At 68.9% G+C, this 11,931-nt stretch carries 11 protein-coding genes; 9 read left to right on the forward strand and 2 right to left on the reverse strand.

All coding sequences use genetic code 11. The annotated features are described in order from the left end of the window. The first annotated feature begins 393 nt into the window (after positions 1 to 393). Positions 394 to 2,373: a S53 family peptidase gene (locus D0D37_RS43780; RefSeq protein WP_116206458.1), complete on the forward strand. Its 1,980-nt coding sequence runs from the start codon at positions 394 to 396 to the stop codon at positions 2,371 to 2,373. A gap of 108 nt (positions 2,374 to 2,481) precedes the next feature. Here the strand turns inward: D0D37_RS43780 and D0D37_RS43785 are convergent, their stop codons facing one another. After that, positions 2,482 to 3,702: an MFS transporter gene (locus D0D37_RS43785; RefSeq protein WP_116206459.1), complete on the reverse strand. Its 1,221-nt coding sequence runs from the start codon at positions 3,700 to 3,702 to the stop codon at positions 2,482 to 2,484. A 101-nt stretch (positions 3,703 to 3,803) separates the two neighbouring features. Between D0D37_RS43785 and D0D37_RS43790 the strand changes: the two genes are divergently transcribed. The 7 genes from D0D37_RS43790 (at position 3,804) to D0D37_RS43820 (ending at position 10,802) form a co-directional block, all read left to right on the forward strand. After that, on the forward strand, positions 3,804 to 5,177 hold the full coding sequence (locus D0D37_RS43790) for a purine-cytosine permease family protein (RefSeq protein WP_116206460.1): 1,374 nt from the start codon (positions 3,804 to 3,806) through the stop codon (positions 5,175 to 5,177). 44 nt (positions 5,178 to 5,221) lie between these two features. Further along, positions 5,222 to 5,896 (forward strand): SDR family NAD(P)-dependent oxidoreductase, encoded by a 675-nt coding sequence (locus tag D0D37_RS43795; RefSeq protein ID WP_116206461.1) that lies wholly within the window; start codon positions 5,222 to 5,224, stop codon positions 5,894 to 5,896. Beyond that, a complete protein-coding gene (locus D0D37_RS43800) occupies positions 5,893 to 6,918 on the forward strand; it encodes an S-adenosylmethionine:tRNA ribosyltransferase-isomerase (RefSeq protein WP_116206462.1) in 1,026 nt (341 codons plus the stop codon). Before D0D37_RS43795 ends, D0D37_RS43800 begins: the two co-directional genes overlap by 4 nt. A 114-nt stretch (positions 6,919 to 7,032) precedes the next feature. Further along, on the forward strand, positions 7,033 to 8,088 hold the full coding sequence (locus tag D0D37_RS43805) for an ABC transporter substrate-binding protein (RefSeq protein ID WP_116206463.1): 1,056 nt from the start codon (positions 7,033 to 7,035) through the stop codon (positions 8,086 to 8,088). Between the two features lie 25 nt (positions 8,089 to 8,113). Next, positions 8,114 to 8,890: an ABC transporter ATP-binding protein gene (locus D0D37_RS43810; protein ID WP_116206464.1), complete on the forward strand. Its 777-nt coding sequence runs from the start codon at positions 8,114 to 8,116 to the stop codon at positions 8,888 to 8,890. Next, complete coding sequence (locus D0D37_RS43815) at positions 8,877 to 9,761, forward strand: ABC transporter permease (protein WP_116206465.1); 885 nt, start codon at positions 8,877 to 8,879, stop codon at positions 9,759 to 9,761. Before D0D37_RS43810 ends, D0D37_RS43815 begins: the two co-directional genes overlap by 14 nt. Positions 9,762 to 9,809: 48 nt before the next feature. Continuing rightward, positions 9,810 to 10,802 (forward strand): YdcF family protein, encoded by a 993-nt coding sequence (locus D0D37_RS43820; RefSeq protein WP_116206466.1) that lies wholly within the window; start codon positions 9,810 to 9,812, stop codon positions 10,800 to 10,802. Here the strand turns inward: D0D37_RS43820 and D0D37_RS47035 are convergent, their stop codons facing one another. Continuing rightward, positions 10,803 to 10,973 carry a hypothetical protein gene (locus D0D37_RS47035; protein ID WP_162834775.1) on the reverse strand — a complete coding sequence of 57 codons (171 nt, stop codon included), beginning with the start codon at positions 10,971 to 10,973 and terminating at the stop codon, positions 10,803 to 10,805. 22 nt (positions 10,974 to 10,995) lie between these two features. Between D0D37_RS47035 and D0D37_RS43825 the strand changes: the two genes are divergently transcribed. Beyond that, positions 10,996 to 11,400, forward strand: coding sequence for a hypothetical protein (locus D0D37_RS43825; protein WP_116206467.1), 405 nt, complete (start codon positions 10,996 to 10,998; stop codon positions 11,398 to 11,400). The last annotated feature ends 531 nt before the right edge of the window (positions 11,401 to 11,931 follow it).

Genomic DNA, 11,931 nt, shown 5'->3' on the forward strand with positions numbered 1-11,931 from the left:
GGTCTCGGGTGGGCAATGCGGAAGGCCGTGAGGGGAACCCTGAGGGACTCTGAGTCCCTCAGGGTTCCCCTCACGGACATGGGCGGGTTGGCAGATGGGTGAGTTTTTGGTGCTGCTGATCAGGATTGTGCGACCTTCGTAGGTGGCGTTTTGGGCTGTCTAGTGCTGTGCGGGGAGGGTGGGGAAACGGGCGTTTTTCTGATATCGGCACATTCCGCTGTGGACAGTGCGGATGAAACGGACTTTGGTCGCACTCGTCCCTTGTGTCGCGATGAGGGGAGCAGATAACGGTTCCGCACCGGGGAGCTTGACGCTTCCCCGGCGGGCGGGGGCAGTCCTAGTCTCGTTCCGGCGGCAGGCGGGGTCGAGGCCGCGCAACACGAGGGAGTTGCTGTGCGTAGAAGCGTCACCATGTTTCTTTCGCTGGCGGTGGTGGGCGGCTTGGCCGCTTCGCCTGCCGTAGCGTCGGCTCAGGGGCGGGCGGACATTCCGCAATCGCATCCGGCTTGGGCCAATCCGCAGTCCAAGGTGGCCGACACGGCCGCCTCGTCCACAATGGACTTCCGGGTGTACTTGAACCTCAAGGACCAGGGCGCGGCGGAAGCCGCGGCGCAGTCGGTGTCCGATCCGAACAGCCGCGGCTACCGGCATTATCTGTCGCCGGACCAGGTGCGGGACCAGTTCGCGGCTTCCGACCAGACCGTGTCCGCGGTGAAGAATTGGCTCTCCGCAAGCGGATTCACCACCGGCGAGGTGCCGTCCAACCGGGCGTATGTCGAGGCGACCGGGACCGCGGACCAGGTGCAGCGCGCGTTCGCCGTGAGCCTGGGCAAGTACCAGGTCAAGGGCCAGACGTTGCGGGCGGCGGACAAGGACCTGTCCGTTCCGGCCTCGCTGGCGAACGACGTCCTCGGCGTCGTCGGCGTCGACCAGGCGACGAACCTGTTCAAGCCGGACCACACCGACGGTGCGGACACGCCGGCGACGAAGCAGTCCCGGGTGCAGGGCAGCCCGTCGACCGCGCCGCCCAGCAACGGATTCCGCAACTCGGGTCCGTGCAGCGCTTACTACGGCGAGAAGACCGACACGACTGACCCGGCATACAACGGAAAGCAGCTTCCGTATGCGCCGTGCGGTTACACGCCCGCGCAGCTGCGTTCGGCGTACGGCCTGGACCAGGCCGCGAAGCTCGGCGCGGACGGTCGCGGAACCACGATCGCCATCGTGGACGCGTTCGCCTCGCCGACGATCTACGCCGACGCGGCGGAGTACGCCAAGCGCAACGACCCGGCGCACCCGCTGACCAAGCAGCAGTTCAAACAGCACATCTTCCCGCCGAACCCGGTGCTCGAGCCGCCGGACCAGTGTGACGCTTCCGGCTGGTACGGCGAGGAAACCCTGGACGTCGAGGCCGCGCACGGGCTCGCCCCGGGCGCGAACATCCTCTACGTCGGCGGGCAGGACTGTGAAGACCTGTCGCTGGACACCGCGCTGAACTACGTCGTCGCGGGCCACAAAGCCGACATCATCTCCAACTCCTACGGCGACACCGGCGAGGACATCCCGGCAGCCGAGGTCAAGGTGTTCAACCAGATCTCGCTGCAGGCGGTGCTCGAGGGCATCGGCGTGTACTTCTCCTCCGGCGACAACGGAGACGAGGTCGCGCGGCTGGGCACGCCGTCGCCGGACTTCTCCGCTTCGGCTCCGTGGGTGACCGCGGTCGGCGGCACGTCGCTGGCGGTCGGGCAGGACGGCAAGCGGATCTTCGAAACCGGTTGGGAGACCGGCAAGTCGACGCTGGCCAATGGTGCCTACGCCCCGGCGTTCCCGGGCGCGTTCAACGGCGGCGCGGGCGGCGGCACGAGCCGGCTGTTCGGCCAGCCCTTCTACCAGAAGGGAATCGTGCCGGACGCGCTGTCCACGAAGAACCAGACCGGCGGCGCGAAGGGCCGCGTGGTCCCGGACATCTCGGCGATCGCCGACCCGAACACCGGGTTCCTGGTGGGCCAGACGCAGACCTTCCCGGACGGCGTCTACTACGACCAGTACCGGATCGGCGGCACGAGCCTGGCGTCGCCGGTGTTCGCGGGCGTGATGGCGGTGGCCGACAGCCTCGACCACTTCCACCACGGGTTCATCAACCCGGTGCTGTACCAGCTGACGTCGCGCACGTCGGCCATCCACGACGTGCAGCACGTCGACGGAGCGGTGCAGCGCGTGGACTTCGCCAACGGGACCGACGCCTCGGCCGGGCTGAAGACCTCGGCCCGGGTGCTCGACTACCCGAACCTGACGATCCACACGACCAAGGGCTACGACGACGTGACGGGCCTCGGCTCGCCCAACGGAATCGCGTTCCTGCTGCTGGTGTGACCGAGGGGTGAAAGGGAGGGCCTGCCGGGGGTTTCCCTGGCAGGCCCTTCCTTGCGCCGTGGTCCGTGAAGGACTCCTTGAGGGAATCAGATTCCCTCAAGGAGTCCTTCACGGCACGCGGACCGGCGGATGCCGCAGCGCGCGGACGGCGGGGGAGCGCAGCGGGGACAGCGCGGCGACGGCGATGACGACCCCGCCGACGAGGACCACCTGCGGCGCGCCGAACGCGGCCGCGAATGGTCCGGCCAGGAGTTCGCCGATCGGGATGCCCGCGTAGGACCCGAAATCGTCGAACGCGGCCATCCGCGACAGCAGATGCCCGGGGATGTTTTCCTGCAGCGTCGTGTCCCAGGCGACGCCCATCACGCCCGCGCAGAACCCCGCGACGAACGTCGCCCCCGCCAGCATCGGGAAACCCGCGTGCAGGCCGAGCGCGATCAGCGGCAGCACGGTCAGCGCGGCGCTCGCCAGTCCGAGCGGCAACAGCCGTTTCGGCGCGAGCCGGTACATCACCAGCCCGGACAACAGCGCGCCCGCCGCGCGCACGCTCAGCACCGCGCCCCACCCGGCCGCGCCGATCGTGTCCTGCGCGATGCCCGGCCCGAGCACCAGCCAGCCGCCGGTGAAGACGATGTTGTAGACGGTGAACGCCGTGACCACCCGCCACAGCCACGGGATCCCCCAGAACTGCCGCCAGCCGATTCGCACACTGTGCAAGACGCTGTTCTGCTCGAGGTTTTCCGCCGGGGGCAGCGTGATCGTCTGATACAGCAAGGCGGCGAGCACGAACGAGATCCCGTCGGCGGCGATCGCCCAGCCGCCGCCGACCGTGCCGACCAGGACTCCGGCCACGGCCGGACCGGCCACCTTGGTGATGTTCCGTCCGGTGGCCAGCAGCGAGTTCGCCTGCCGCAGCGACTCCGGCGGGACGATCTGCGGCACGATCCCGCGCAGCACCGGCGTGGTGAATGCCGTGCAGATCCCGCCGAGGAACTCGGTGACGGCGAGGGCGGCGAGCGAATAGTTGCCGGTGAGCAGGATGGCCGCGGCGATCAGCTGGGCCGCACCGGCGCCGAGGTTCGACAGCCGCAGCACCCGGTTGCGCGGGAACCGGTCGCCGACCGCGCCGCCGACGAGCAGGAACGCCAGTCGCGGCACGATCCCGGCAGCGAGCACGATGCCGAGGTCGGTCGCGCTGTGACTGCCGCCCAGCACTGCGAACGACAGGGCGACCGGGGTCATGGCGCTGCCCAGCAGGGAGACCAGCCGTCCGGTGTAGAAAATGGCAAATGCGCGATGGCGCAGCGGCGTGCGCGGTGCTTCCCCCACCCCGCGATCCTGCCGAGAACGGGTCGGAAACGCCACAGAGTATTGGCGCGGCCGGGCACTCCGGTTCAGACTCACGGGTCAGCCGGGAGAAAGGGCAGAGCATGAGCGGGATCGACGCCGACGTCTTCGGTGGCCGAATGCCGTCCGGAGCAGGGGATTTCGCGATCGAAACGCACGGAATCACCCCGATCCCGCACGCGAACCGGTTCGGAAGGCCGTGGCGGCTCGCGGGGGTGTGGTTCGCGCCGAACCTCACCATGACCGCCGTGTTCACCGGCACCCTCGGCGCGACGCTCGGGCTCGGTTTCACCACCGGGTTCGTCATCGCGCTGATCGGCACCGTGGTCGGTTCGCTGCCGGTCGCGTGGCTGTCCACCTGGGGTCCGCGCACCGGAACCGGCCAGCTGCCGCTCGCGCGGCTCCCGTTCGGCCGCGGCGTCGTGCTGCCCGGCCTGGTGCAATGGCTCGGCTCGATCGCGTGGGACGCGCTGGTCGGGCTGTTCGGCGGCGAAGCGCTGGCCCAGCTCACCGGGCTGCCGTTCTGGGCCGCGGTGCTCGTGGTGCTGGTGCTGCAGTGCACGCTCGGCGTATTCGGTTACGCGGTGATCCATCGCGTCCAGGCTGTGATGAGCGTGGTGTTGATTGTCGCATTTGTCGCGCTCGCGGTAAAGGTGGTGCTTGATCACCCGATTACGTTTACCGATTCCGCGACCGGCGGCGATTTCGCCGGTGCCGTCGTGCTGTTTTCCACCATTACGCTCAGTCTCGCTATTTCGTGGGCTCCTTACGCGTCGGATTTCAGCCGTTACCTGCCTGCTTCGACGCGCCCGAGCGGCGTCTTCTGGTTCACGCTGCTCGGCCTGACCGCGTCGTACGCGATCGGCGAAGGCATCGGTCTCGCGCTCGGCACCGCGCTGGGCGACCAGACCGCGGCAGGGGTGTCGACGCTGCTCGGCGGCGGCGTACTGGGCGCGGTGGCGTTGCTGGTGATCGCGCTGGCGGCAGTGTCGTCCAACGCGATGAACGACTACAGCGGCTCGCTCGCGCTGCAGACCGTCGGCGTGCGAGTGCGTCGGCCGGTGTCGGCGGTGGTCGTGACGGTGCTGGCGTTCGCGTTGATTCTCTGGATGCACACCGGTGACCTGGCGGCGAAATTCCAGAACGTGCTGCTGGTGGTGAGTTACTGGATCCCGCCGTTCCTCGGTGTTGTCGTGCCGGATTGGCTGCGCCGTACGCGTCGAGGCCGCGAGGTCGACGTGCTGGCTGAGCTGCGACGTCCGGTGCGCAGCTGGGCCGCGCTGGTGGCGTTCGTGGTGGGCTTCGCGGCGGCGGTGCCGTTCATGAACACGACTGTCTACACCGGACCGGTCGCCGCGGCGCTGCACGGCGCGGATCTCGCTTACTACGCCGGGTTCGTGGTTTCGCTCGTGGCGTACACGCTGCTGCGCGGCCGCCGGCCGGTTGACCTCCAGTAGGGTAGAGGTCGCACGCTGGCAGGTGCCTACTTCTGGAGGAACCCATGCCAGTAGCTGTTGTCACCGGAGCTTCCGCGGGTCTGGGCCGGGCGCTCGCCGCGGCTCTCGTCCGTCGCGAATGGACAGTTCTGGGCACCGGCCGCGACCCGGGGACGCTGCGCGCCGCCGCGGCGGACCTCGGGTTCGCCCCGGTGCCCGGCGACGTCACCGATCCCGCGCACCGCGCCCGGCTCGCCGAAGCCGCCGGACCCCGGCTCGACCTGCTCGTCAACAACGCCAGCACGCTCGGCGTCAGCCCGCTGCCGCCGCTGGCCGAGTATCCGCCGGACGAGCTGGAAAATGTCTTCCGCACCAACGTTTTCGCGCCGCTCGCGCTCGCCCGGCTGCTGTTGCCCGCGCTCACCGCGGCAAAGGGAGTGCTGGTGAACATCAGCTCCGACGCCGCCGTGGAGCCGTACGAGGGCTGGGGCGGCTACGGTTCGGCGAAAGCCGCGCTGGACCACGTGAGCGCGGTGCTCGGCGTGGAAAATCCGGACCTCGCGGTGTACGCCGTCGATCCCGGGGATCTGCGCACGGCCATGCATCAGGCCGCTTTCCCGGGCGAGGACATTTCGGACCGGCCCCTGCCGGAGACCGCGGTACCGGCTTTCCTGCGGCTGCTGGAGGAACGTCCGCCGAGCGGCCGGTTCCGGGCGACGGACCTGCAGGTGCAATCATGATCGCGCCGCACACCCGGTTCGACCTGGCCGACGATCGCAGCGCTTCCGTACCGCCCGAAGCGCGCGGCCTCGCGCGGGACGAGGTGCGGCTGCTCGCGGCCAGTCCGGAGGGCGTACAGCACGCGACTTTTCGTGGCCTGGCCGCCTTTCTGAACCCCGGCGATTTGTTGGTAATCAACACTTCCGGCACGCTGCCCGCCGCCGTCGACGCGGTCCGGGACGAACGCGTCATCACCGTCCACTTCTCCACCGAACTCGACGACGGCAATTGGGTGGTCGAACTCCGTGCCCCTGGCGGTCCGATTCTCGACGGCCGCGTGGGGGAGCGGCTCGGCTTGCCCGCCGGGGCTGTCGTCACGCTGCGCGAGCCGCATGTCGCCGGTGCGCAACGGTTGTGGCGCGCGAAGATCGACGTGGAAGGCGAGGTCCCGCGGTATCTCGCGAAGGTCGGCCGGCCGATTCGTTACGGCTATGTCCCGCGCGCGTGGCCGTTGCCGAATTACCAGACGGTGTTCGCGCTCGATCCGGGGTCGGCGGAGATGCCGAGCGCGGTGCGGCCGTTCACTGCGGAACTGGTCACACAGTTGGTCTCGCGGGGAGTGCTGTTCGCGCCGATCTTGTTGCACACCGGCGTCTCGTCCCCGGAAGCCGGAGAACCGCCGTACGGTGAGCGTTTTCGCGTTCCGGCGACGACTGCCGCTTTGCTCAATTGGGTGCGTGACCAGGGTGGACGCGTTATCGCAGTAGGGACAACGGCGGTGCGCGCGATCGAATCGGCGGCGAATCCCGGCGGACTCGTCACCGCGGCGGCGGGCTGGACCGAACTCGTGCTCGGTCCGGATCGCCCGGCCCGCGCGGTCGACGGTTTGCTCACCGGACTGCACACGCCGGAGGCGTCTCACCTGCTGCTTCTCGAAGCCGTCGTGGGCCCCGAGTTGGTACAGCGGGCTTACGACGCGGCGGTGCGACGGGAGTATCTGTGGCACGAGTTCGGCGACGTCTCACTCCTGACAAGCAGGTGAGGCCCGGGCCTGTCAAGTAATCCCACACAATTTCCCGGGATGCGGATGCATATGCAGTCTCGCGGGTGAACGTGTCATTCTCGCCCCGTTCCGCTGACCGCGAAAGGGCCATTTGTGCGTACATTTCCGCGAACCCGATTGCTCGCTTCCGCACTCGCCGCGCTGACGGTGCTCGGGGCGCTCGCCGGGTGTTCCCGCGCGGACCGCACCGAGGCCGCGACCAACCAGGGCGCCGCCGGGGAGGTGCGCGTCGGCTTCTTCCCGAACGTGACGCACACGCCCGCGCTGATCGGGGTCAAGAAGAACTTCTTCGCGCAGAACCTCGGCGGCACGAAACTCACGACACAGACGTTCAACGCCGGTCCGTCCGAAGTGAACGCCCTGCTCGGCGGTTCGCTCGACGTCGCGTTCATCGGCTCCGGACCGGCGATCAACGCCTTCACCAAGTCCAAGGGCGCGATCCAGCTCGTGTCCGGCGCGGTCACCGGCGGCGCACAGCTGGTGGTGAAGCCCGGGATCACCTCGGTCGACCAGCTCAAGGGCAAGACGATCGCGACGCCGCAGCTGGCCAACACCCAGGACGTCGCGCTCAAGAAGTTCCTCGCCGAGAAGCACCTGACCGGCCAGGTCAACGTGACCAACCTGGACAACCCGAAGACGCTCGACGCGTTCCGCAAGGGCGAGGCCGACGGCGGCTGGCTGCCCGAGCCGTGGTCGTCGCGGCTGGTGACCGACGCGGGCGCGAAGGTGCTGGTGGACGAGAAGTCGCTGTGGCCGGAAGGCCGGTTCCCGACCACTGTCGCGATCGTGCGCAGCGAGTTCCTCAAGCAGCACCCGGACACCGTGCGCGCGCTGCTGAAGGGCGAACTGCAGGCGATCGACTGGGCGAAGAAGAACCCGGCCGAGGCGAAGACCGTGGTCAACGGGGCGCTCAAGGAGCTGGCCGGCAGCTCGCTCAGCCCGGCGGTGCTCGACCGGGCGTTCTCGAACATCGAGCTGACCACCGACCCGGTGCCCGCGCAGTTCCCGCAGCTGGCCAAGGACTCGGTGACCGCGGGCGTGGTCGACAAGGTGGTGGACCTGAAGGGGTTCGCCGATTTCGGCCCGCTCAACGAGGCGCTCAAGGCGCAGCAGCTCCCCGCTGTCAACGCGCCCGAACTGGCCAAGTGACGTCCCGACCGGAAGGCGATCCGCGATGACCACCACCCTGGCCCGACCAGTGACCGCCGCCGTGCACCTCGACCGCGTGGGCAAGGTGTTCGGCTCCGGCGGCGGCGCGGTGACCGCGCTCGACGGGGTCGACCTCACCGTCGAACCGGGCGAGTTCGTCTGCCTGCTCGGCGCGTCCGGCTGCGGCAAGAGCACGCTGCTGAACCTCGTCGCCGGCCTCGACCAGCCCTCCGCCGGGGAGATCACGCTCACCACTTCGCGGCCCGCGGTGATGTTCCAGGAAGCGGCTTTGATGCCGTGGCTGACCGCGTCCCGGAACGTGGAACTGCCGCTGCGGCTCGCCGGATTCGGCCGCTCCGAGCGTCGTGAAAAGGGCGCTGAGCTGCTGGAACTGGTGCGGCTGAGCGATGCGGGAGGCAAGCGTCCGCACGAGCTGTCCGGCGGGATGCGGCAGCGGGTCGCACTGGCTCGCGCGCTGGCCGCGACCTACCGCGTCGGCGGTGACAACGGCAACGCGTTGCTGCTCATGGACGAACCGTTCGCGGCACTCGACGCGATCACCCGTGACGTGCTGCAGGGCGAGCTGCTGCGGGTGTGGCGCAGCACCGGTACTTCGGTGCTGTTCGTGACGCACGACGTGCGCGAGGCAGTCCGGCTTGGACAGCGGGTAGTGCTGCTGTCGTCGCGTCCGGGCCGCGTGGTCCGCGAGTGGCACGACGTCCCGTCCGCCGACGCTGAACTGCTGGCCGAGGAGATCACGGCCGATCTGCGAAAGGTGATCAGCACCCATGCCGCAGCCTGACCAGGCGGCCCCCGACCTAGACGAAGCCGTCGGCGCCGGCCTGGACCGGCTCGACACCCCCACCGGCGCGCGGCCGACGTCGCTGCGCCGCCGGTTCGTGCGCGGATTCCTGCCGCCGCTCGGCGCACTCGTGCTGCTGGTGGTCATCTGGCAGATCCTGTGGGCCGCCGCGTTCTGGCCGGAGACCACACTGCCCGCGCCACTGGACGTCTGGGCCGAATTCTGGAGCACGGTCAACGACGGTTCGGTGTTCGGCTTCATCTGGACTTCCGTGCACCGCGCCGCTTTGGGCTTCGCCGCCGGGGTCGTGCTCGGGACGCCGCTGGGCATCCTGGTGGCGAAGGTCCGCGTGGTGCGCGCCGCGATCGGCCCGCTGCTGAGCGGATTGCAGAGCCTGCCGTCGGTGGCCTGGGTGCCGGCCGCGGTGATCTGGTTCGGCATCAACGACGCGGCGATCTACTTCGTCGTGCTGCTCGGTTCGGTCCCGTCGATCGCCAACGGCCTCGTGTCGGGCATCGACCAGATCCCGCCGATCCTGCCGCGCGTCGGCAAGGTGATGGGCGCCGGACGCTTCGCCGCGGCCCGGCACATCCTGCTGCCCGCCGCGCTGCCCGGGTTCCTGGCCGGGCTCAAGCAGGGCTGGGCGTTCTCGTGGCGCTCGCTGATGGCCGCGGAGCTGATCGCGCGCTCGCCGAGCCTCGGGGTCGGGCTGGGGACGTATTTGAACGACGGGTCCTCGTACAACTCGATGCCCAAGGTGATCGCCGCGATTTTCCTGATTTTGTTCGTCGGGGTGGCGATCGAGCTGATCGTGTTCCGTCCGCTGGAGCGGTCGGTGCTGCGCGCGCGGGGCCTGACGACGTCACTCTGAGTACCTGCCCGTGAGACTCCGCGGCGCGGCAGTGGAGAATGCACGACCATGACGTCCGGGCTTTTCGCGATCGCTTCCGTGCTGGTGTTCGTCGTCCGGTTCGCGCGCGAGCCGCGGCGGGTCGGCAACGCGGTGTGGTTCCTGGTCGCGCTGTTTTTCACCGGACTGTGGCTGCTGTCGTTCTTCAACCACGTCGAATGGGTGCAGATCGCGATCGTCGTTGCGGTGGTGATCATCGGCGGGCTCGCCGGGCTGGCCCTGCCGTGGGCGCTGATCGCGAACGGCGTCGTGATGCTGCGGCGCGAAGGGCGGCGACTGGCGAACCTGCTGTCGCTGCTGGCCGGACTGGGTCTGCTCGCGGTGTACGCCCTCGCGGTGAGTTCACTGGTCTTCGACGATCAGCCGTTGCTGCGAGTGGCCGCGATGGCGGTGCTGTTCGTGACCGGTTATCTGGCGTTCCTGTTCACGGCTTTGCTGCTGTACTCGATCCTCTACAGCCGAATCACCCGCCGCGCCCGTGCCGGTGCGGTGGTGGTCCTCGGCTCCGGACTGCAGGGCGACCGGGTGCCTCCGCTGCTGGCCAGCCGCCTCGACCGCGCGGTGCAGGTGCAGCAGCGGTCGCCGGGAGCGCTGCTGGTCGTGTCCGGTGGTCAGGGAACAGACGAACTGACGTCCGAGGCGGACGCGATGGCGCGGTACCTCATGGCGGCCGGGGTTTCTCCGGAGCAGGTGGTGCTGGAGGACCGTGCGACGACCACCAGCGAGAACCTGCGGTTCAGCGTGGCTTTGCTTGAACAGCGCGGATTCTCGGGCCCGATCCTGGCCGTGACGAACAACTACCACGTCTTTCGGACAGCGGTGTTGGCTCGGCAGTTGGGGTTGCGGCTCAACGTGATCGGGGCGAGGACGGCGTCTTACTTTGTGCCTAGTGCGTTCTTGCGGGAGTTTGTGGCGTTGCTGCTGCAGTATCGGAAGACGAATGCTGCGGCGTTGTTGTTTTTGGGTGTGGGGCCGTTTTTGTTGTTCTTGTCCGCGCAGTGATCAGGCGGTGCACGCGAGGAACCCGTGGGCCTCGCGCACGCCGCGGCTGTCTGGGTTGATCATCGAGAAATGCGCCCAAATCGGACTGCCGACGGTGGCTGATTCGATGATGCCCCAGCCTTCGTCGACTTCCCAGTGCACTACTTTTCCGCGATGTTCCACCTTGACCATTCTGAGCAGGCAACCGAGACGGATGAACGCGAAAATGATGCAGACTACCCGGGGTGCTGTTCGGCGTTACCTCCTCGAATACGGCGAGGAGGCTGCGGCGGAATGGATCGTATCCAGCGCTGACGACGAATTCATTCGAGTATGCGGAATCGGTTCTTGGCTGCTTGCGGCCGGTCCGTCGACTCCGTCCGGTGCGAGCATGACCCTTGCCAATGCGGCGGCTGCCGCCGCGGTCTGCGTGCACGAAGAGCATCCGCGGAAACTAGCGAGGTCGCGTCGGAAGAAACTGCCGGAATTGTCCGCGGAGGAGGAACGCCGTATTCGTTCGGAATCGTATCCGATGGCGTTGTCCTTCAGCGTTCCGAGTCACTACGGCGTGACCGAGGAGATCAAGGAATTCTGGGCGGATCCGGGGCCGGGCGCATAGCCGGTCCCGGACCGCCTCGTCAGATCGAATGCTCAGGCGCCCGGCTTCCGGCGTCCGCTCGACGAGCCGTTGCGGCGGCTCCGCGGCGGCTGGCCGCCCGAAGCACGGCGGTCCGCACCGCCGGAACCCCGGTGGCCAGGCGAACCTGCCCCGCGTCGCGCGTCCGAGCCCGAAGCCCCCGCGCCGCGGCGCTGGTCTTCCCGGCGAGCCTGGCTTGGCTGCCGCTCCGAACCAGCCGAAGACCCGGCCCGCGCAGCCCGCGGCTCCGTGCCCTGCCGGGGTCCGCCGCGGCCGCCGCCCGAACGCCGGGACTGCGAACCGGTTCGGGCGCCGAGGCCGCCTCGGTTTTCCGAAGGTGCGCCTCGGCGTCGGCCGGTGCCCGGTGCGGCGCCGGAAGCGGTCACCGTCTTGGGGCGGTTGTCCACGATCGGACGGCTCGGCGACGCGGTGAACGAGCGGTCTCCGGGGGCCAGCTCTGCGAGCAGGGGGTGGGTGGGCGAGATGCGCGTGGTGGTCGGCGAAATGCCCGCC

This window comes from Amycolatopsis circi, from assembly GCF_003385235.1.
GTDB lineage: Bacteria > Actinomycetota > Actinomycetes > Mycobacteriales > Pseudonocardiaceae > Amycolatopsis > Amycolatopsis circi.

Excerpts from the sequence above, each read along its gene's own strand:
- D0D37_RS43810 (WP_116206464.1), top strand. The coding sequence starts at position 8,114 with ATGACCACCACCCTGGCCCGACCAGTGACCGCCGCCGTGCACCTCGAC.
- D0D37_RS43790 (WP_116206460.1), top strand. The coding sequence starts at position 3,804 with ATGAGCGGGATCGACGCCGACGTCTTCGGTGGCCGAATGCCGTCCGGA.
- D0D37_RS43800 (WP_116206462.1), top strand. The coding sequence starts at position 5,893 with ATGATCGCGCCGCACACCCGGTTCGACCTGGCCGACGATCGCAGCGCT.
- D0D37_RS43795 (WP_116206461.1), top strand. The coding sequence starts at position 5,222 with ATGCCAGTAGCTGTTGTCACCGGAGCTTCCGCGGGTCTGGGCCGGGCG.
- D0D37_RS43815 (WP_116206465.1), top strand. The coding sequence starts at position 8,877 with ATGCCGCAGCCTGACCAGGCGGCCCCCGACCTAGACGAAGCCGTCGGC.
- D0D37_RS43820 (WP_116206466.1), top strand. The coding sequence starts at position 9,810 with ATGACGTCCGGGCTTTTCGCGATCGCTTCCGTGCTGGTGTTCGTCGTC.
- D0D37_RS47035 (WP_162834775.1), bottom strand. The coding sequence starts at position 10,973 with ATGGTCAAGGTGGAACATCGCGGAAAAGTAGTGCACTGGGAAGTCGAC.
- D0D37_RS43825 (WP_116206467.1), top strand. The coding sequence starts at position 10,996 with ATGAACGCGAAAATGATGCAGACTACCCGGGGTGCTGTTCGGCGTTAC.